The 21,112-nt window shown below is 61.0% G+C and carries 16 protein-coding genes; 15 read left to right on the forward strand and 1 reads right to left on the reverse strand.

The annotated features are described in order from the left end of the window. Positions 1-168: 168 nt before the first annotated feature. The 5 genes from ACFSR7_RS09660 (at position 169) to ACFSR7_RS09680 (ending at position 6,274) form a co-directional block, all read left to right on the forward strand. A complete protein-coding gene (locus ACFSR7_RS09660; protein ID WP_378160926.1) occupies positions 169-1,374 on the forward strand; it encodes a multidrug effflux MFS transporter in 1,206 nt (401 codons plus the stop codon). A 56-nt stretch (positions 1,375-1,430) separates the two neighbouring features. After that, positions 1,431-1,736 (forward strand): DivIVA domain-containing protein, encoded by a 306-nt coding sequence (locus ACFSR7_RS09665; RefSeq protein WP_282906780.1) that lies wholly within the window; start codon positions 1,431-1,433, stop codon positions 1,734-1,736. Between the two features lie 131 nt (positions 1,737-1,867). After that, positions 1,868-4,831 carry a DUF4962 domain-containing protein gene (locus ACFSR7_RS09670; RefSeq protein ID WP_378160928.1) on the forward strand — a complete coding sequence of 988 codons (2,964 nt, stop codon included), beginning with the start codon at positions 1,868-1,870 and terminating at the stop codon, positions 4,829-4,831. 604 nt (positions 4,832-5,435) lie between these two features. After that, on the forward strand, positions 5,436-5,909 hold the full coding sequence (locus ACFSR7_RS09675; protein WP_378160930.1) for a MarR family winged helix-turn-helix transcriptional regulator: 474 nt from the start codon (positions 5,436-5,438) through the stop codon (positions 5,907-5,909). After that, positions 5,906-6,274 (forward strand): VOC family protein, encoded by a 369-nt coding sequence (locus tag ACFSR7_RS09680; RefSeq protein ID WP_378160931.1) that lies wholly within the window; start codon positions 5,906-5,908, stop codon positions 6,272-6,274. Before ACFSR7_RS09675 ends, ACFSR7_RS09680 begins: the two co-directional genes overlap by 4 nt. Before the next feature lie 163 nt (positions 6,275-6,437). Here ACFSR7_RS09680 and ACFSR7_RS09685 read toward each other — a convergent pair whose 3' ends face one another. Further along, the gene (locus ACFSR7_RS09685; RefSeq protein WP_378160933.1) at positions 6,438-7,574 is read right to left on the reverse strand and encodes a hypothetical protein; all 1,137 of its coding nucleotides are present in this window, start codon (positions 7,572-7,574) and stop codon (positions 6,438-6,440) included. 182 nt (positions 7,575-7,756) lie between these two features. Here ACFSR7_RS09685 and ACFSR7_RS09690 point away from each other — a divergent pair, with 182 nt between their 5' ends. The 10 genes from ACFSR7_RS09690 to ACFSR7_RS09735 all read left to right on the forward strand — a co-directional run bounded on the left by ACFSR7_RS09690 (position 7,757) and on the right by ACFSR7_RS09735 (position 21,036). After that, the gene (locus tag ACFSR7_RS09690; RefSeq protein WP_378160935.1) at positions 7,757-8,149 is read left to right on the forward strand and encodes a VOC family protein; all 393 of its coding nucleotides are present in this window, start codon (positions 7,757-7,759) and stop codon (positions 8,147-8,149) included. A gap of 58 nt (positions 8,150-8,207) precedes the next feature. Continuing rightward, positions 8,208-8,588, forward strand: coding sequence for a VOC family protein (locus tag ACFSR7_RS09695; RefSeq protein ID WP_378160936.1), 381 nt, complete (start codon positions 8,208-8,210; stop codon positions 8,586-8,588). A 262-nt stretch (positions 8,589-8,850) separates the two neighbouring features. After that, positions 8,851-9,357, forward strand: coding sequence for a DinB family protein (locus ACFSR7_RS09700; RefSeq protein ID WP_378160938.1), 507 nt, complete (start codon positions 8,851-8,853; stop codon positions 9,355-9,357). Positions 9,358-9,627: 270 nt separating this feature from the next. After that, complete coding sequence (locus ACFSR7_RS09705) at positions 9,628-11,880, forward strand: helix-turn-helix domain-containing protein (RefSeq protein ID WP_378160940.1); 2,253 nt, start codon at positions 9,628-9,630, stop codon at positions 11,878-11,880. A 477-nt stretch (positions 11,881-12,357) separates the two neighbouring features. Then, positions 12,358-13,995, forward strand: coding sequence for an extracellular solute-binding protein (locus ACFSR7_RS09710; RefSeq protein ID WP_378160942.1), 1,638 nt, complete (start codon positions 12,358-12,360; stop codon positions 13,993-13,995). Positions 13,996-14,088: 93 nt separating this feature from the next. Next, complete coding sequence (locus ACFSR7_RS09715; RefSeq protein WP_378160944.1) at positions 14,089-14,991, forward strand: ABC transporter permease; 903 nt, start codon at positions 14,089-14,091, stop codon at positions 14,989-14,991. A gap of 27 nt (positions 14,992-15,018) precedes the next feature. Beyond that, positions 15,019-15,891, forward strand: coding sequence for a carbohydrate ABC transporter permease (locus ACFSR7_RS09720; protein WP_378160946.1), 873 nt, complete (start codon positions 15,019-15,021; stop codon positions 15,889-15,891). Then, positions 15,888-16,883, forward strand: coding sequence for a sugar phosphate isomerase/epimerase family protein (locus tag ACFSR7_RS09725; protein ID WP_378160948.1), 996 nt, complete (start codon positions 15,888-15,890; stop codon positions 16,881-16,883). The genes ACFSR7_RS09720 and ACFSR7_RS09725 overlap by 4 nt, the downstream gene beginning before the upstream one ends. Beyond that, positions 16,880-18,634: a hypothetical protein gene (locus ACFSR7_RS09730; protein WP_378160950.1), complete on the forward strand. Its 1,755-nt coding sequence runs from the start codon at positions 16,880-16,882 to the stop codon at positions 18,632-18,634. Before ACFSR7_RS09725 ends, ACFSR7_RS09730 begins: the two co-directional genes overlap by 4 nt. An 89-nt stretch (positions 18,635-18,723) precedes the next feature. Further along, positions 18,724-21,036 (forward strand): glycoside hydrolase family 88/105 protein, encoded by a 2,313-nt coding sequence (locus ACFSR7_RS09735; protein ID WP_378160952.1) that lies wholly within the window; start codon positions 18,724-18,726, stop codon positions 21,034-21,036. Positions 21,037-21,112 lie beyond the last annotated feature (76 nt).

Consider the following 21,112-nt stretch of genomic DNA (forward strand, 5'->3'; position numbering starts at 1 on the left):
CAAACGGCGCGGACGGTATCCCGGTCTCGCCGCTTTTTGCGTTTTTTGCGCGCATCCGTCATAAATTGTTGTCGGAATCCGCGCCCGATTGTGGTAGGATGGACTGGCATTTGATATGAATACCTACACAGATAGAGAGACAGATCAGGATTAGGAGAACGCAACCGAATGTCCACCAAGAACAACTCCAATGTGCTTAGGCAAGCCTTGCTGCTTGGCCTGTTTTCGACGCTCGGGCCTTTTACGATCGATATGTACTTGCCGGCGTTTCCGCAGATCGTCGAAAAGTTCGGCACGACCGCATCGCTGGTGCAGCTTAGTCTGACCGCCTGCCTGCTCGGACTCGGCGTCGGTCAGCTCGTCATGGGCTCGCTTAGCGATGTCCACGGCAGACGCAATCCGCTGCTTATTGCCATGGCCTTTTATGTGCTCGCTTCGTTAGGCTGCGCGTTTTCGCCCCATATCGGGCTATTGATCGCCTGCCGGTTCGTGCAGGGCTTTGCCGCTTCTGCTGGTATCGTCATCTCCCGTGCGATCGCGCGCGACTTGTACGAAGGCCACGAGCTTACGCGATTTTTCTCGCTGCTTCTGCTGGTCGGCAACCTGGGTCCGCTCGTAGCGCCGGTCGCCGGCAGCGGCATTCTGTCCTTCTCTTCCTGGATCGGCGTCTTCGTCGCGCTGTCGCTGCTCGGCATCTACTTGTGGATCATGACCAAGTGGCGCCTGAAGGAGACGCTTCCGGTGGAGCGGCGCACGCCAAGCAACTTCAAGCAGCAGCTGCGAAACTACGGCACGCTTCTGCGCGACCGCCAGTTCGTCGGCTACATGCTGGCCCAGGGCATCATGATCGCGGGCGTGTTCGCCTACGTCTCGGGAACGCCCTTCATTTATCAAAATATATACGGCGCGTCGCCGACGGTGTTCGCACTTTTGTTCGGCTCGAACGGCATCAGCCTGATCATCGGCTCGCAAATCGTCGGACGGGCGTCGCACCGCGTATCCGAACGCACCTTCCTGCTGCTCGGCCTCTGTCTGGCGCTATGCGCCAGCGTCGCCGTCCTGATCGTGGCCCTCGTTCACGGTCCGCTGTTCGCGCTCGTCATTCCGCTCTTCGTGTTCGTCGCGTCCATCGGCATGACCTCCACGGCGGCATTTCCGCTCGCGATGGAGAGCCAGGCCCATATGGCAGGCAGCGCAGCCGCACTGCTGGGCGTCATCCAGTTCCTGATCGGCGCGATCGTCTCGCCGCTCGTCGGCATTGCGGGCGAGGATACGGCGGTACCGCTGGGCGTCATTATCCTGGCGACAAGCGCGGCAGCGATGCTCGCTTACTTGCTGCTGGTGAGAAGAGGTCAAGCATCCGCGCTAAGTTGAGCTTGCGCAGGCAGCCCGCTATACGTATGGCCGAATTAAAATTTGGAGGTAGTCGCATGTCCGTCAGCCCGAAGCTTCAGCAATTGTTAACCGACAATGGCGTCTCGTTTACGGCTCTGGATGTCTTTAACCAGGAATTCGATAAAGGACGCATGATGTCCCGTCGTTATGACGCCGATCAAGTGGACGCGTTTTTGGATAAGGTCGTAAAGGATTACGAGCGGTTGTACAAGCTGCTCGGCGACATGGAGGTGGAAGTCGAGGCGTTCCGCGAGTCGATCACGAACAAGGCGGAGATGTCGGTCGAGCATCTGCACGTCCGGTTGAGAAAGATCGAGCACTATTTGCAGAACAAGCGGTAAAAGAGATTCGTACAAAAATGAAATCCTCCCACAACGTGCCGATCGTTCATAAAACTGCACATTGTTGAGTTGTTTTGCCCGATTGCCGCGCTTACCATGAGGCTACATTCCGATGAGGAAGGAAGTTTGTCATGGAAAACGCAAGCAAACAAGCTGAAGCAGCTTTGGAATGGCAGCACCCCGAGCAATTAAATGAGAGAGAACGCGCCTGGCCCGCCGAGCTGATGGCGAACGCCAATTTTCCGTTCCGCCCGGCGGATGCGCTCGTGACGACGCAGAACCCGCCCGACTTCGATTGGCCCTTCGTTCCCGGCGCCGACCGGTACCGGTTGGAGCTCGCGCGCAATGCCGTCATGGACGGCGGCGCAATCGAAGCCGCAGAGCCGGCGATCAACTTTTACAACTTTGCCCAAGCGTTAGATGAAGGCACCTGGTTTTGGCGCGTGCGGTTTCATACGCCCGAGGCCGGCTGGTCCGCCTGGAGCGAAGTTCGCAGATTCCGCATCGCGGAAGGAAGCGTACCGTTCCCCGTGCCGCCGATCGACGAGTTGCTCGCGCGCATGGAGACCGGCCACCCGCGGGTCTGGACGAACCCGCGCGAGCTCGAGGCTTTTCGCGAGCGGCGGCTGAACGGGGCCGCAAAGACCGTTTTCGAGAACGTCCGCGAGTCGGTGCTCGCGCGTCTTGGCGATCCGCTGCCGCCGGACCCGACCTTTCCGTACATGGACAGATCCATCTCCAGCGTATCGCCGGAATGGGTCAAGGCGCTGCAGGACCTGCGCAAATACGCCGACACCGCGCTCGACCACTTGCTCCAGGCCGCCTTCGTCTATCTGATCGCGGGCGACCGCGAGATCGGCGAACACGCCAAGGCGCATCTGCTGAACTTTGCTTCCTGGGATCCGGAAGCGGCGACGCGGTTCGATATCAACGACCAGGTGCACCGCGCCGTCGCGTACCGTTCCACGATCGCCTACGACTGGTTATACGACCTGCTGTCTTCCGAGGAACGGCAGGCCGTACAAGACATGGTCCGCACGCGCATCGCCGTGCTGATCGCGCATTACCTGGACCGCCAGCCGATCTATCAGTATCCGTTCGATTCCCACGGCTGGACGATCGCGGGCTATATCGGGCTGATGGGCACGATCATGCTGCACGACATGCCGGAAGCGGAGGCGTGGGTCCGCCGCGCCGTGCCCGCGTTTATTAACCTGCTCCCGCCTTGGGGCGGGGAGGACGGCTCCTGGTCGCAGGGCACCGGCTACTGGCAGTGGTCGTCCGGCTCCAACAAGGAGCTGATGGACGTGCTGCTGAGCGCGGGCGCCATCGACGCGTATGCCAAAGCCTTTTCGCGGCACGAGGGTCTGTACCCGATCTACATGTTCCCGCACGGCAGCCCGACAGGCGTATTCGGCAACGACAGCCACTACCTGCCGGATTGGCCCAGCATCAGCCTGCTGAACAGGCTGGCGCAGGTGTACGGCGATCCGCGCATGCAGTGGGCGGCGGAGGCGATCGGCGAGCGGACGGTATCGGGGCTGCAGGATTATTTCTACGGCGACGAAGGCATTGCGCCGAGGCCGCCGGCGGACCTGCCGAAGGCCAAGTGGTTCCCGACAACGGGCCTTGTCGCCATGCACAGCGATCTGGCCGATCCCGAGCGCATCTCGCTCTACTTCAAGTCCAGCCCATACGGCAGCTATAGCCACAGCCAGGCCGACCAGAACGGCTTTATTATCCATGCCTTCGGCGAGGCGCTGGCGCTCAAGAGCGGCTACTACGACTACTACAATAGCGTGCATCACCGCGGGTACACCAAGCGGACGTACTCGGCAAACGCGATCACGTTCGACGGGCGGCAGGGCCAGCCGATCGACGACTTCGACGCCAAGGGCCGAATGCTCGGCTTCGCGACCCACCCCGCCTTCGACGCGGCGACGGGCGACGCGGCCGCAGCCTATCGAGGCGGCGAGCTCGCCCGCGCGCTTCGGCATATCGTCTACATGAAGCCTTCTGTGTTCGTCGTCATAGACGACCTGGCCGCGTCGGATCCGGAGGGCGTTTCCTTCGAGTGGAATCTGCATGCCGACGAGCGCCTGACGCTCGATTCGCACGGAGGCGGTGCCATGATCGAGAAGGGCAGGGCCGGGCTGCAGGTACGTCTGCATGGCGCGGATTCGCTGGGCAGCAAAGCTTCGATCGAGACCCGGTTCCTCGATCCCGAAGGCAATGAGGCGACGCCGGTCGCTTGGGCTGCCGGCAAGTCGCAGGTGCATGCGACGTTCGCCACGCCGAAGAAGGACGCCGCGGTGCTGGTCGCGTCGCTGGCGCCGTACCGGCTGGACGGCGGCGCCCCGGAGACGATCGCGTCGGAAGAGCACGACGGCTATATCCGGCTGTCGTTCGCGGGCGGCGCCGTGCTCTTCGTTCGTACGGCGGGAGAGGGTCCGGTCGACACCGGGGCCGACGGGTATCGCTTCGACGGCGCGGCGCTGGCGGTGCATGGCGATTCGCTCCTGCTTGTGCAGGGCACGCGGGTCGAGCGCGACGGGGACGTCGTCTTCGAGAGCGACGCGCCGGCGACGGCCGCCTGGGGCGACGGCCGTCTGTCGGCGTCCGCCGACCGCGATGCGGCGCTCTCCCTGGCGGTGCCGGGCGAGGTCGCGCTGCGCGACCTCGTCACCGGACGCGAGTTGCCGGCGGACGGCGATCCGGCAGCACGCCTTGGCAGCCAGGGCGTGCACTGGACGGCGACACCGGGGCGTCTGGCGCTCCGGCTGGAGCAGGGACAGCACGCTTTTCGGCTGGACGACGCGCCGCTGCCGGGGCCGCTCGCGCCCGTGACGCTGCCGATCGAGATCGACGGCGCGTCCGGCGAGACGGCGCTCGAGGCCTGGCGCGACGTCGACGGCGACCGCCTCGCGTGGGGCCGGCTCGCGCTCGAGGCCGGCGACTACGAGGTGCTGGGGGCGCCGGCGGGCTTCGCGTTCGTGCGGCATGGCCGTATCCGCAGCGGTGCGCTCGGCGCGAGCGAGCCGGTGCTGCTGCGCGGGGAGCCCGGCTTGCTCCGGCTGCGGCGCGCGGGCGTGTGAACTGAACTGCCGCACCGACGATTTGGGGGCAGGCGGCGGGATCGCCAAGAAGCTTAGGGCAATTATGCCCTAAGCTTCTTTGGCTAGATCAGCAAGTATAATTCGGCGGCGACCGTGACAGGTAAGCGCGCTTTCGGCGTTTCGGCGTCGGTGTGCCCGTGCCGGCACCTAGTCGATATTTTCGGGTGAAAAAACCTGCGTATGTACAGGTATTTTCTGTCGACCCACGACATTTGATGAAAAACCTGCAAATGTGCAGGTAAATTCAAAGCACAAGCCGGAAATGGGGCGGATGAATGAAAATACCTGCACTTCTGCATCTATTCTGTTTAAAAGGGCCGACACCAGCAGAATTAGATGTATATTTGCAGGCATTAAGGCGATAAGCAGTGCGGGCGACGATAGGTGGGCGGGCCCTTCAAAACGGCTGGCGGATGAGCCATCTACAGAAGTAGACGAAAAGGCCGCTGGCGACTGGTTTTAAGACTGCTTTTAGAACAACATAGACAAAAATGGATCATCGCATGTGGAAAATTAGTTGCAATAGCATTATATATCGCGTATGATGCAATTAGTTGCAATAACATTCTATCTATTGGAGGAGATGGCACTGAGCGAGCAAGAGCAGCAGGCAGGCGAAGGCGCCGCCGAATCGCACGGTCAGTATATATCGGCTATTTATCGTCACATGCAGGTCATGATCGCCGCCGAGTTGGCGCCCTACCGCATCGGAAGCGGACAATACATTTTCCTGATGGCGATCGCGTCCGGTCGGTCCGTCACCCAGAAGGCGTTGAGCGAACGGCTGCTCGTCGACAAGACGACAACGGCCAAGGCGATCGCCAAGCTTGAAGCGGAAGGCTATGTGCGAAGAGAGCCGGATCCCGCCGACAACCGGTATCAGCTGCTCGATCTGACGGAAGCGGGGCGGCAGGTCGTGCCCGAGGTGAGGGAAGCGCTGGCCCGCGTGAAGGCGCGGACGCGGAAGGGGCTTTCGGACGAGGCCTACGATGAATTCCTTGGCTCCCTGAAGATCGTGCTCCGCAATTTAACCGAACTGGAGGAGAGGCCCGAATGATCGCGATCCCTTTTATCGTGGTGGATAATTGCAAGGACGAGATTCAATACTATCAGACGGTTTTCGGCGGCGAAATCGAAATTTTGCGCAAGCAAGGGGATGCGGTGTTTAACGCGGACCTGCATGCGGACGGCGCGACTCTGAAGTTTGCCGATTCCCAAGCGGCGAAGCCGGCGCAAAAGGGCGATTACGTTAGGGTATTTGTCAAGATCGAGACGGAGGATGCTTTTCGCGGCATTTACGACAGGTTGGGGGACGAAGGTACGATCAATACCGCGGTTTATGAAGCGCCGTTCAACGGTCTGCTCGCCATCGTGACCGACCGGAACGGCGTGTGCTGGGTGCTGTCTTATTATCGCGAATGAATGTGTTGCAAAGGGACCAGCGATGCGACCGCGAACAGGAGCTGCGCGGGGGTGAGCGGCTTGGCAGTGCTAACCGATAGATAGGTGTCGCTGCGCTGCAGGTATCAGGCCGCGGTGCCTTCGGTCTCGATCCAGTAGGCGGGGCCTTCCTGTAGCTCAACTCTCAACTACGCTGACGACCTTTCCGCCGGACTTCGGCTTTCAGATCGTTCCTGGATTGCCTGACGGAGAAGTGCGGGTAACCGATTTTCAGGACATCTTGTTCCTCGATCGTAATTTGCAGGCCGTAGTCGGTCGCGATCCCTTTGGCGGCTGCGTACGGCTCGGCGAGACCGATGTCCTCAGCAGCATCTTTGATGTCGTTAAGTTCCTGCTTCTGATAGGGAATACGAAGGAACGTATCGGATGTGTATTCCTCCGTCGTATATTGGGCAAATGGCGAGAGGCGATCTGGCGAAAACCAATACAGGCGCACCAGATTCTCGCTTCCGTAAGTCGCCTCGATCGCGAGCTCGGGACTGATGGCGACCGAGGCGGCACCGAGGGCGGTATTCAGGTCGGCTGTCTCGGCATGGTCGCCTTTCCAGCGATAGAGACGAGTCGACATGGGCAAGCCGGCGGTCGCCGCGATTTCCGGTTTCCCGTCAAAGTCCAGATCGACCTCTCGGGTGAGGCCGTCTTCGATCGCCAGCAGCGGCTCGGGAACGCCATTTCTACTCTCCACGTACAGCGTGAACGTCGCGGCTGCGCCTGTGCTTCCGGTCAGCTTCACCAACGCTCCGCCTCCTCCGATCAAAACTGGCACCTTCTCGACCGTTACGTTTTCCTTTTTATCATAGTGGTAACCCGCGATTCGTCCCAGCCCGTATACGGTGCCGTTCATCAAAAAAGCAGCATACAGCGACTCCGTATCGCTGTCTTTGGCGTATACCTCAATCGATTGTCCCTTTTCCCCGGGAACCGGATAAGTCTGGATCGTCCTGGTGCCGGGGGCGGGCCAAATCGCGATGGGCTCCGCCGGCTGGGGCGGAGGCACCTGCTCCCAGCGTAGGGCTATTGGCTCGGAAGCCGAGTCGGGAGCGGGAGCGGGTGAAGGGGGGGAGGCGGCGGGCGTGCCCGGCGCGAGTGAAGCGGATGCTGTCGTTGTAGCCGTCGTTGCCGATGTTGCCGCCGTTGTATCCGTCGTTGCCGCAGGGAGGCTCGAATAGCTTGTCGCCTTGAGTGCTGCGCCGCACCCCGCGATCGCAAGCGCAGCCGCCGCCGTTAACCCCGCTGTCGCCAATTTCCGATAGATCGTCATCTTCCTTCGCCTCCGTTCGGTTGTGTTTGTTAATTGGACGGGTTGCCCGGACAAAAGGTTAACGGCGTTGATATTCGAGACGGACAATTTTTTAAAGACAGCAATTCGTAAGAAACGCGGGAAGCATGGTTATGATAGCTTGAAGGAGGCACTTCAAAATCGAATCGGGACGGTGGCGCGGCATGGGAGCATTGAAGCCGTATATTCAGTCGGAGGACGCCAGAGCGCAGGCCGATTTCTATCTGCAGGCGCTTGACGGCAAGCTGATGTCCGTGAGCACGCACGGCGAGCTGATGGGCGCGGAAAACGAGTTTAAGGACAAAGTCATGCATATGTGCATCGCGGTCGCAGGGGAGAACTACATCTTTCTGGCGGATGCGATCGAGCCGGTCGGTTCCGGCGCAGCAGTCGCGCTGTCGATTAGTTATGCGGCACAGGATGAAGCGCGCGAGGCATTCGGGAAGTTAGCCGAGAGCGGGCATATCAAGCATCCGATCGAGACGCAGCCCTTCGGCCTGTACTACGGCGAGCTGACGGACAAGTTCGGCATCAGGTGGATGATTACCGCAGGCTAGATTTTCACTATATAATCATGGAAGCGTCCGATTAAACGGCGAGGGAGCGGTGGATGAGTTGATCAACCAGGTAGGGCAAATTATGGTGTACGTAGACGATCTGGACAAGGCGCGGAACTTTTGGACGGAAAAAGCGGGATTCCGCGTCGCGAACGAGGAGAACAACGGCGAAGGCATGCGGTGGATCGAGATTGCGCCGGAGGGCGGTGCGGAGACGACGATCGTGCTGCACGACAAGGCTTTCGTGGCCAAAATGTCGCCCGAGATCAACCTCGGCACGCCTTCCCTCATGTTTTTCACGAGCGAGCTGGACAAGCTGTACGCCGACTACAAGAGCAAGGAAGTCAAGGTAGGGGACCTGGTTGAACTGCCCTTCGGCCGCGTATTCAACTTCGCTGACGACGAGGACAACTACTTCGCCGTGATGGAGAAGAAGTAAAAGGAAACGGCAAGCTTTCTTTGAACGCGAACCGCCTGATCGAAGGGGCGTTTTTTTGCATTTTACGCGGGTACGACGGAGATGTTACTCAAGTACCTCGTTAATTGGAAAAGAGGCAGGTCTCCATATAAGCGAAAGCGTGAAGTCATTGCACTCCTCTGCTGCCTGATCGTAGCGATCCGGGGCGGATCCTCGTTTGTCCCGGGCCCCCGTGCGATGTTATGCTGGACACATATCTACTCAATAAAGGAGCGATAATGCGATGTATCAATCGATCGAACAAGTCGTAAACGACTGGAACCAGGAAGCCGCGTTGACGCTTAAAGTGCTTGAGGCGCTGAACGATGCTTCGCTGAAGCAAGCCGTGTCCGAGACTCGTCACAGAACGCTGGGCGATATCGCCTGGCATGTGGCCAGCGCGCCAGTCGGCATCCTCGGCAGCGCCGGTCTTCAGATTGCCGGCCCGGACTTCAAACGCCCCGTTCCCGCGAGCGCTGCGGAGCTTGCCGACGCCTATCGCAGCATGAGCGTCGCCGTGGCCGACGCAATCAAGGCGCAGTGGACGGACGCGCGTCTGGCCGAGAGCCTGGTCCTGTTCGGCGCGATGAACATGACTTACGACAGCGTGCTCACCCTGGTCGTGCGCCATCAGATTCACCACCGCGGACAGATGACGATCCTCATGCGCCAGGCGGACGTGATTCCTCCGGGCGTATACGGTCCGAACGAGGAAGAAGGCGCCGCGATCAAAGCTGCGCGCGGACAGTAATAGACCGCATTCATACGAAACGATGAAATGAAACGAAATAAATGAAATGACGGAGTCCTCGGCGGAGGCTCCGTTTTTTATTTGCCGGACTGCGCGGATGAGGTCCGGTTCCGCCAAGTCGAACTGCGTTTCCCACCTTTTCCAATGCGAGGGAACGGGTCCGATTCAGTTTCCGCGAACACGCGGCCATGGTACAATAGAGAGATGTGAAAGCGTTTGAACTCCGTATCATTCCGAACCGATCGCCGCATTTTGAAAGGGGCGCACCACTTGCAGCAAAGCTGGTTTCGACGACTGCTAATGTCCTACTTCCCCATTTTTCTGATCACCATTACCGTCATCGTTTTTCTCTCTTTTTTGATGGTCAACGAAATTTCCCGCAAAGAAACGGCCAAGGCGGATGCCGTCTCCACTCGCTTCATCATGGAGAACGTGGAGCGGACCGTTAACGATATCGAAATGAGCGTCTTGAAGGAAATCGAGACGAACGGGAGCTATGCGAATTACCTGAACCGTTCGTCCGACGACGACCAGAATTTGATCTACTCGCTTGCGCCCCGCCTGCGCGCGCTGAACGAGAACAATGAGCTGATCGCGTCGGTTTATATGTACCGGGACGCCGATCGGACCGTGCTGACCGAGCGGGGAAAAACCGAACTGTCCGCCTACCCGGACCGTGCGTTCATCGATAAGGCGCTTGAAAATCCGCAGTATCAGGGCTGGTCGGAGGTACGGAATTGGAAGGACGTTGGCAGCACGACGACGCAGCGCGTCATCTCCATGTACAAGCGTCTGCCGCTTCCGTTCGGCAGCCAGGGGCTTTTCGTCATTAACGTCAGCATGTATCCGATCGAGCAGATCGTGAACGCGATGACCAACGACAGCATCTCCTTTTTGATCATCAAGAACGAAGCCGGCGAGCCGATCTTCGAAGCGCACAAGGCGGAAGGCGTCGGCGGCTCCGCATCGGGCGGCAAGGTGCTGACTACGCTGCATTCGGAACGGCTGGGCTGGGCGTTCGAGAGCGGGATCCTTACGGGCCAGCTATACGCATGGGTATCGGTCATTTCTTATGTGTGGATCGCGATCGGCATTCTGACGGTGCTGCTTGCCGTCGTCTATATCGTGTACATCACGCGCAAAAACTATCGTCCGATCCAGCTGGTCATGAACCGGCTGCAATCGATCCAGCTTCGCACCGACGCGCCGCCCTCCAAGAAGGACGAGCTGGCGATGATCGACAACGCTTTGACCAGCCTGATCTCCAGGTCCATGGATTACGAGAAGCAGTACCATGAAAACCTGCTGCTCCAGCGCAGCCAGCTGTTCGTCGATCTCGTCGGCGGCCACAAGCTCGGCGGCGATCTGGCAGACAAGATGCGCAAGCTGAGCCCGCTGCCGCCCGATGCGGCTGCGGGAAGCTACGCGGTCGCGGTCGCGGAGATTGATGAATATGCGCTCTTTAAGAGCCAATACTCGGTCAAGGACCAGAACGTGCTGAAGTTCGCGCTGATGAACGTCTTCCAGGAGCTGGCCCGGAGCGAGAACATGCATGGCTGGGCGGAGTGGATCGCCGGCGACCGCGTCGCCGTCCTGATCGCGCTGCCGGAAGGCGAAGAGGCGAGGAGCACCGAGGATCTCCGGAGCATCTCCGATCAATGCCGCGTCTGGGTCGAGGACAAGCTGCGCATCTCGCTTCGCTTCGGCATCGGCGTGGCCGTCGGGCGACTGGAGGAGGTCGAGCATTCGTTCCGTGCGGCGACCGAGGCGCTCAGGCATAAGCTTTCTCACGGCCAGGGCACCATTTTATTCGGCGCCGAGATGTCGAACGGCGATCTGAGTCCGATGCTGCCGTACCTCGGGAAGATCGCAGAGCTGGTCAAGGACTTCCGGATGAACAACGAGGCTTGGCGGGACGGTCTGCAGGACATGTTCGAACGCTTCCGCAAGGACAGGCTCAAGGACGACGCCATCCGTTCTCTGCTGCAGACGATGCTCCGGATGCTGGGACACGAGCTGGACATCTTCTCCGAGGAGCTTAGATCTCGCTTGTCCGGCGACCAGGGAGAGGACTGGCAGCGGATTCTGGACGAATCGAGGTCGCTCGACGAGCTGCAGGCCGGTATCGGCGAGTTCCTGAGCGAGACCTACCGGTCCTACGTCGTCGTCAGCAAGACGAACACGTATCGCGCGATGATTAACGAGATGAAGAGTTACATCGAGGAGCATTTTTCGGATCCGGACCTATCTCTCAAGCACCTGAGCGACCGCTTCCAGATCTCCGGGAAATACGCGAGCTATTTGTTCAAAACGGAGTTCGATATGAAATTCGTCGACTTTCTCGTTCATCTGCGGATGGAGCGGGCCGAGAAGCTGCTGCTCGAGACCAAGCTGCCGATTCAGGATATCGCCCTGCAGATCGGCTACGCGAACTCGATCACGTTCGGCCGCGTCTTCAAGCGGACCTACGGCGTCGCGCCGGGCGACTATCGCAAGCTGAAGCTGCGTTCGTCGGGCGAATAACCGCGCGAATCGCGGCACGGCAAGGAATTACGCATCGATTTCCGTTAAAGTTTACTTCGGGAATTCGGTTTATTGTTCAAGATTAAGGTTGCGAAATGAGTGCGATCGTCCGGATCGGGGCGCACTCGTTTCGTTTTTTTAATTCGGGATGCATGTTCCGGTACGGTGCGGCCTCCGGAATCCGATGGCGTTCGGAGCGGCGGAACGCGGCTGCAAGCGGAGCTTGCGAGCGGAACGGAATTCGGTTTAGTTCGGGAAAACGGTGCGCCTTGCACGGCGCATCCCCGCGGAAAGCCCGTAAAATAGCGGTCTCGCGCCGCCCGAATTTAGTTTATTGTCCCTGTGCCGGAACCGAGGGCATACTGGGGACATCCCGATCGAAGCGCTTTCAAGGGGCGGAGCGCGCAGCGTTCATAGCGACTCCCCCGAGCGGCGGCGAAATGGGCGAACCTATTCATAAGATAAGGGGTTGTGACAATGGCACCAAAGATGACGAAGGCAGCAAGCCTGTCGCTGGCAGCCGTACTCGCAAGCATGAGCCTGCTGAGCGCATGTTCATCCAATTCGAATGCGGACGCAGGGAACGCCGCAAGCGGCGGAGGATCGGCTTCGGCCGGCACCGCATCCTCGCCTGCCGCTTCCGGCAAGCAAGTCACCCTTAAGGTCGAACTGTTCGACCGCGGCAATACGCCCAGCCCTTACACCATCACGGACAGCTATCTGACGAAATACATTCAAGACAACTTCGGCACGCCGAACAACATTAAGATGGAATTCGTGCCCGTGCCCCGCTCGGAGGAGATCAAGAAGCTGAACGTGCTGATGGCGAGCGGCAGCGACGTGCCGGATATTGTCTTCACCTACGACTCCGCGACCTTCAACCGGTACGCTCAGCAGGGCGGCCTGGCCGATCTGTCGGATCTCCTAAACCAGTACGGTTCGAACTTGAAAACGTTCCTCGGGGACGATGCGCTCGCCTACGGCGTCTATGACGGCAAGCAGCTCGCGATTCCCGGCAAGCGTTCGATCCTCGGCAAGTATTCGTCGTTCATCCGCACGGACTGGCTGGACGCGCTCGGCATGAAGGCGCCGACGACGACGCAGGAGCTTTACGACACGCTGGTCGCGTTCAAGGAGAAGGACCCGGGCAAGACAGGCGGCAAGGTGATCCCTTACGGCATGACGATCGAGCCGGCGCAGTACGATCCGCTCATCTGGTCGTTCATCCAGCCGATGACCGACGAGCAGCGGTTCACGCTGACGCAGAAGCTCGGCTCCAACGAGTATCCGACGCTGCTGCCAGGCTTCAAGGACGCGCTGCAATTCTACAACAAGCTGTACAACGAAGGGCTGATCAGCAAGGACTTCGGTCTCGACAAGGACAAGAAGCAGATGACGCAGGACGTCCAGAACGGCCTGGTCGGATTCCTGACCGAGGATTATCCGAACCTGTACTACGCGGACGGCACGTACGAGAATCTGCTCAAGACGGTGCCGACGGCGAAGCTGGATCCGATCGACGCGTTCACCAATTCCGAAGGCAAGCACGCGAAGCCGGCTTACGCGCCGAACGGCATGTATATCATGATCCCCAAATCGAGCAAGAACGCGGCCGAAGCGGTCAAGTACCTGGACTGGATGGCCCAGACGGACAACATGCTCGCGCTGCAAAACGGCGTAGAAGGCGAGAACTACGAGATGAAGGACGGCATTCCGATCGTGAAGACGGACGCGCCGCAGAACGTGATCGACCGCATTTACAACTATGGCGACATCGTCATCCTCGCGAACGGCAAGTTCACCGGCGACGAAGAGAAAAACAAGCAAGCTTTCGCGGCAGGCTTCCCGCCGGCGTACCAGGAAAATCTCCGCAAGGCGCTCGACATCTCGGTCACCGATACGTTCGCGCCGCTCCTCATCGATCGTCCGATCGAGGCGGAATCCAAGTACGGCACGGCGCTGCAGGATAAATACGAAGAGTTCATCGTGAAGGCCGCGACGGCCAAGCCGGCCAACTTCGAGAGCGCGTACGAATCCGCCTTGAAGGACTACATGCAGAGCGGCGGCCAGGCGATCCTCGACGAGCGCACGAAGCTCTACCAAGAGAAGAAGTAAGCTTAAGTTTCAGGCACGAGACAAACATGGGAGAAGCGGCGGCCCTGCAGGGCCGCCCTTAACTTCCAGCCTCAGGAGAGGAGACCGGCAATCATGAGAGGAACCGTTTACTTTCGCCGTTATTGGCAGCTATACGCTTTGCTAGTCCTGCCTCTCGCCTATTTCGTCATCTTCAAGTACGGCCCCATGTGGGGCGTGCAGATCGCTTTCAAGGACTTTAACTTCTTTCAAGGCATCATGGGCAGCAAATGGATCGGACTGGACGCGTTCCGCGAGGTGTTCCATTCCCACGATTTCTTCAATACGCTCCGCAATACGCTCATGCTGAACGTCCTGGACCTCATCGTATCCTTTCCGGCGCCGCTGATTCTGGCGATCATGCTGTTCGAGGTCAAGTTCCAGTGGTTCAAGCGGCTGTCCCAAACGATATTGTACATTCCCCACTTTATCTCCTGGGTTATCATAGGCGGCATCGTGTATCAGGTGTTCGGCACGCAGTCCGGACTCGTCAACAACTTCCTCGCCGCGCTCGGCTTCGGCCCGGTGCCGTTCCTGTCGGACAAACATTATTGGCTGTTCACGTACCTGGCGACAGGCGTGTGGCAGAGCGCAGGCTGGGGCACGATTCTGTATTTGGCCGCCCTCACCGGCATCAACCGCGACTTGTTCGAAGCGGCCGAAGTGGACGGCGCCGGACGGCTCAAGCGGATCTGGCATATCACGCTGCCCGGCCTGAAGACGACGATCGCCACCCTGCTCATCATCAATCTCGGCAATATGATCGCGATCGGCTTCGACCGCCCGTTCGTCATCGGCAACAAGATGGTCATGGATTATTCCGACGTGCTCAGCACCTACGTGTACCGTACCGGTCTGGAGTCCGGCCAGTATACGCTGGCGACGGTCGTCGGGCTGTTCCAGGCGGTCGTCGGACTGGTATTCGTCCTCGGCGCCAATTATGCGTCCAAGAAGCTGACCGACGAAGGAATTCTGTAAGCTATCTACCGAAAGGAGCGGGCTACCTTGACCGAGCGTACGTCCAACCGCATCTTCGATACCGTCAACGTCATTCTCCTTGCGATTTTTGTCCTTATCTGCCTGGCGCCTTTCTTTCACATCGTCGCGATCTCTCTCAGCTCCACCCGCGCCGTCGTATCCGGCGCCGTCACGCTGCTGCCGATCGATCTGGATCTAAGAGCCTACCGCAGCGTCCTGTCGGACACGTCGATGATCCGTTCGCTTGGCTTTACCGTCTTTCTGACCGTGCTGACGACCGTGCTTTGCATGATCATGACGGTCGCGGCCGCTTACCCCCTGACCCATACCAAGCTGAAGGGCCGCAAGGTGTTCATGTTCATTATCGTCGTCACGATGTTCTTTAGCGGCGGCATCATACCGGAGTACATCCTGGTTCAAAATTTGCATCTGCTTAATACGGTGTGGGCGCTCGTTTTGCCGGGATTGATTAGCCCATTTTATCTGATTATTCTGATTTCTTTTTTTAACGGGATTCCGAACAGCCTGGTCGAGGCTGCCGAGATCGACGGCGCGACCCAGTTTGGCACCCTCTTTAAGATCATTCTCCCGCTCTCGCTGCCGGTTATCGCGACGCTCAGCCTGTTTTATGCGGTCGGGCGGTGGAACGGCTTCCAGGATTCGCTCCTCTATATCACCAAGACCGAGCTCTATCCGCTGCAACTGAAGCTGTACCAGCTGGTGCAGAACAGCATGATCTCGGACGTGACGCGGAACGAAGGGCCCGGCGTCCTCCACTCGACGCCCGAGAGCCTGAAGGCGGCGAGCGTCGTGTTCGCCACCGTGCCGATTCTGCTCGTCTATCCGTGGCTGCAGCGCTACTTCGTCAGCGGCGTCATGCTGGGAGCGGTCAAGGGATGAGCGGCATCGATAAAGCGGGCTACTCGTTCTCCACCTGCTGGAACATCAAACGCCATGCGACCGGCCGGGACATGATCGAGGAGATTCGCAGCCTCGGCTTCCGGCAGGTCGAGCTGAATTACAACGTGACCGAAGAACTCCTGGCCACGATCGAGCCGATGATCGAACGCGGCGAGATCGGCGTGTCGAGCGTGCACAATACGTTCCCGCACGTGGCGGACCCGGATTATGGCACCGACTCGGTGCTGCTTGGCTTCGAGGACGAAGAAAAGCGCCTTAGGGCGGTCGATCTGCTCGTCCGCTCCGCTGAATATGCGCACCGGTACGGTGCGAAGGCCGTCGTCGTGCATCCGGGCGAGGTTCCTTTCCCCTACGATATCAGCCGCAGACTGCAGGAGATCTATCGCGAGCAAGGACGGAACGCCGAGGCTTACCGGACCTTGTGGGACGAGATGCTGGAGCGGCGGCAAGCGCTGGCCGGCGGGTATCTCGCGCGCATCCGCGACAGTCTGGAGCAGGCGTCCGAGACTTTGGCCGCGAAAGGCTACGACCTGATCCTCGGCATCGAGACGCGCTCGCGCTGCAATCAGATCCCGGCGCTCGCCGAGGCCAGATGGATCATCGATCAATTGAAGGGCTCGCCGGTGAAATTGTGGTTCGACATCGGGCACGGGATGATGATGGAGCGGATGGGACTGTACGACAACGCAGCCGAGCTGCCGGGGTTGATAGACGACATCGGCGGGCTTCACATCCACGAGACGATCGGGCTGTCGGATCATTGGTGCCCGTACGTCCACAGCGGCGACGACGACACGTTCGACCTGTACCTCGAGGCGATCGACCGCGTACCGCTCAAGGTATACGAGCTTAAAGCGACTTGCGAGCCGGAGGCGATTCACCGCAGTCATGCGATACTGCAGCAAAAGCTGTCGGCGCGAAAGAAAGCGTCCGGTTCGGAGCCGGCAGCGGATGGAGGGATTGAAGCGTGAACAGCGCGTACCGGAACGTATTCGAGATTAACGACAAATGGGTGCTTGCGGGCATGGACCGCCAGGACCTGGATGAAAACAGCCGAAGCTACGGCGGCATCCTGAGCGCCGAGTACGGCCTGGCCTCGCCGAATCACTCCACAGGGACGCCGACGACAATGGCCATCTGGGCGGCTTCGTTATGCCAGCCCGGCTCGCCCTTTTATCGGGACGGGGAGCTCGCAGGCAGATTCGCCCTCGCCGCCCGCTATATGCTGGGCGCGCAGCACGAGGACGGCACGATCTCGCCGGGCTGGACCAACTTCCATTCGCCGCCGGATACGGCGTTCGTCGTCGTCGGCTACGCGCAGGTGTACCAGCTGCTCGCGCAGGACGACTGGGCGCCCCTCCGCGAGGCGGCTTCCGACGTTCGCCTGTTCCTCGAGCGGACGATCCCGGCGCTCGTCACGGGCGGCGTCCACACGCCGAATCACCGCTGGGTCGTCAGCGCGGCGCTCGGCTTTCTGCATGAGCTGTTCGGCACGCCGGAGACGGTGCGCCGCGCGGAGCAGTGGATCGCGGAGGGCATGGACATGACGCCGGACGGCGAATGGACCGAGCGGAGCAACGGCATCTACAACGCCGTGAGCGACATCATGCTCGTCCACGCCGCCCGTCTGCTCGCAAAGCCCGAGCTGCTCGCGCCCGTCCGCGCCAATCTGCGCATGATGCTTTACCTCGTCCATCCGAACGGCGACGTCGTGACCGATTACTCCGGCCGCCAGGATTTCGGGCATAAGCACGACCTGTCCTCGTATTTTCTGCCCTACGCCATGATGGCGCGTCTCGACGGAGACGCCGAGTTCCAGGCGGCCGCCGACCTCGCCTACGGACAGCTGCGGCATCCGGGCAGCTGCCCGACGAACGCTGCGGTCCGGCTGCTACTGGATCCGTCGCTGCAGGAGCCTGCGGTTCAGCCGGCCGCGCTGCCGGCCGTTTACCGCAAGCTGCTGCATGCGGACTTCCCGCGCCGGCAATACCTGGCGGCGATGGAGGGCGCGGGCCATAACGGCCGCATCTATCACAGCCGCCTGCATCCCGACTTCGGTGCTGCCGTGGCCCGGGTGCGCAACGGGGACGAGAGCGTCACGATCAGCGCGGAGACGCCGTCGTTTTTCGCCTTGCGGCACGGCGCCGCGCGGCTGCTCGGCGTTCAGGTCGCGACCTACTTCGCGCCGGGCTTCGTCCCGATGAACAGCCTGACCGAAGCGGAGGGCGGATACCGGCTTGCCGGCGAGCAGCTGAAAGGCTACTACGGCCCGGTGGCGGCCGGGAGCCTGCCGGCGACGGCGGGCGAAGCGACCAGCCCTTGGTACCTGCTGCCGCACCATTTGCGCGAGGAGACGCACGTGCAGCGGCTTCGCGTCGAAGTCGACGCGCTGGAGACGGCCGACGGTTGGGAGCTCGTCATCCGTTCCGGCGAACCCGAGGACGCGATGGCGCAGATCTCCGTCATTCTGGCCGCGGACGGCGAGCTGTCCGGCAGCGAGCTGGCGCCTGTGGGTGAGGGCAAGCAGTTCTGGAAGTCCGGCACCTTGCGGTACGAGGCGGACGGGGACGTGCTGGAGCTGAGCGGCGGCGCCTTCGAGCATACGGCGGGCTTCGTGCGCGAGGCGAATCTGCCGACCGACTGCCTGACGCTTCTGCTGAACGTCGTCACGCCGTTCGAGACGCGGATCCGCATCCGGACCGTGCCGGGCGCGGAGGGTTGACCGCGACTTGCTTGATTGCGACTTGCTTGATTGCGACTTGCCTTTACCCTTTAGCCATTTTGTCATTTTTAAGCCTGGAGTGATCAACCATGACCGAATATATCGAACGGCGCGAGAGCATCGGCTACTGGCTGGGCGAGGACGCCGCCGGCATCCTCGGCGCGGTGGCCGGGCGCTACCTGGGCGCCAATCCCGAGATTCCCTTCGCGCTTCGCGCATTCTCGGCGGATGGCATTCTCCAGACCGAAGAAGGCTATTACGACTTCGATCTGGCAAGGCGGCTGCCGGAATCGCGGCACGGCGAGGTCGCATATGCCTGCGGACTTGTGTGGAGCGACGACGAGCGCTCGCTGGACGCGGGGATCATGCCCGCGAGCCCGGTCCGTTTTTACTTGAACGAAACGCTGCTGTACCGCTCCGGCGCGGTCGACGAGATGAAGCCGGACGCCAAGGCGGTCGTCCCGCTCCTGCTGCGCAAGGGCTGGAATACGCTCCTGCTCGAAATGCGCAGGACGGAAGCGGGTTTCGGCTGCCGCTTCGGCGCGGAGGAAGGCAAGGTGCGCATCCTGCAGGTGCTGGCGCCGTTCGTCGAACGCCGCGAGACCGCGGGCTGGGCGTATTCCGAAGCGCTTCCGGCCGCCGCATACGGCGAAGGGCTCGGGTTCCCCGACTTCGGCGGCAAAGAAGCGAACACGGGCATCGCCTGGCTGCCGGCGCGCGAGTGGCCGGCGGAAGCGGCGGCCAGGCCGAACTTCGAGCGCATCTTCGGCGTACCGGAAGGCGCGGCTGCGGGCTATGCCTGGAGCAAGCTGCCGCCGGCGGCGCAAGGCGCGAGCAGCGTCTGGCGGGGCCGGGCGTACGGCCCGATGACCGTCTGGCTGGACGGGCAGCCGGTCATCGAGCTGACCGAGGCGGGGGCGTTCAAGCGCGAGCTGCCGCTGGCGATCGCGGACGGCCAAGTGCTGGTCCGCGCGGAGACGGGCGAGCAAGGCTGGGGCTTCGAGCTCGCGGTGTCCGCGGCGGAGTCGGGCGCACCGGTGAGCTTCGAGCTGCCGGCGCCAATTCACGGGGCGGACTCGGCTGGCGGCTGGCTGTACGCGGGACCGCTGCCGGCTGAGTCCGATGAGGCGCCTGCCGCCGTGCAATCGGTCAAGCGTTTGTTCAAGCTGGCCGGAGAAACGGCCGCGACCGGAGCCTTGGCGAGCGCCGGCGGCATGACCGGCTGGGCGCTGGATGGCCCGGGGCTCAGGTTGCGTCCCTATTACGAGAACGCGATGCTGAGCAACCGCTGGACGGCGGGCGCCGCGACCAACTTCGCGCGTTGGGACTACCCGCTCGGCGTGACGATGTACGGGCTGCTGCAGACGGCCCGCGAGCTCGGACGTCCGGAGATCGCGGACTATGCGCGCGCGCATATCGACAGCTGCACCGACTGGTACGGATATTCCTTATGGGATAAGGCCGCATACGGATTCCCTTCCATCAACCATCAGCTCGTGCTGATGAAGATGCTGGACAACTGCGGCTCGTTCGGCTCGGCGATGCTCGAGGCGTATCCGTCCGAAGGCAACGCGGACTACCTGGCAATTGCGAACGTCATCGCCGACTTTATCGCCAACCGGCTGGAGCGGCGAGACGACGGCGCGTATTACCGCCTGTGCGTCGGCGAATACGCCGCCGATACGATGTGGGCGGACGATCTGTACATGAGCGCGCCGTTTCTGAGCCGCTATGCGGGCATTACCGGGGACCAGCGTTATCTGGACGACGCGGCGAGCCAGTTCTTGCATTACCGGCGCTACTTGTATATGGAGGACCGGGGCGTCATGAGCCATGTGTACGACTTCAAATACGGCAAGGCGACGCGCATTCCGTGGGGCAGAGGCAACGGCTGGACGCTGTTCTCGCTGTCTGAACTGCTGGAGCGGCTGCCTTTGACGCATACGGACCGGCCGGCGCTGCTCGCGTTTTTCCGCGAGCTGTGCGCGGGCATCGCGGCGCAGCAGGGCGAGTCCGGCCTGTGGCGGCAGGTGCTGACCGATCCGGACGCGTACGAGGAGGCCTCTTGCACGGCCATGTTCGCCTACGCCTTCGCGCGCGGCGTCCGGTTCGGATGGCTGGACGATTCCGCCCGCTTCGCGGAAGCCGCGCTGCGCGGCTGGCGGGGACTCGCTTCGAAGGCGATCGACCGCAACGGCAACGTGCACGGCGTGTGCAGCGGCTCGCGTTATTCGTTTACCGAGGACTACTACAAATACGATCTGCTCACCGTCGTCAACGACAACCATGGGACCGGCATCATGATGCTGGCGGGCGTGGAGATCTGCCGACTTGAAGCGTTCCTGCGCGAGCGGGATTCGTCCGAGACGCGGAGGGCCGTGCAGGCGCCGGGCGGCGTTTGATCGACAAGCCCCGGACAGACCCCGGCCAAAGACGACGAGAGACCGGCGAGCGGCCGAGAGGAGAGAGCGAATTGAC

This window comes from Cohnella sp. GCM10020058 (assembly GCF_042683485.1).
Lineage (GTDB): Bacteria > Bacillota > Bacilli > Paenibacillales > Paenibacillaceae > Cohnella.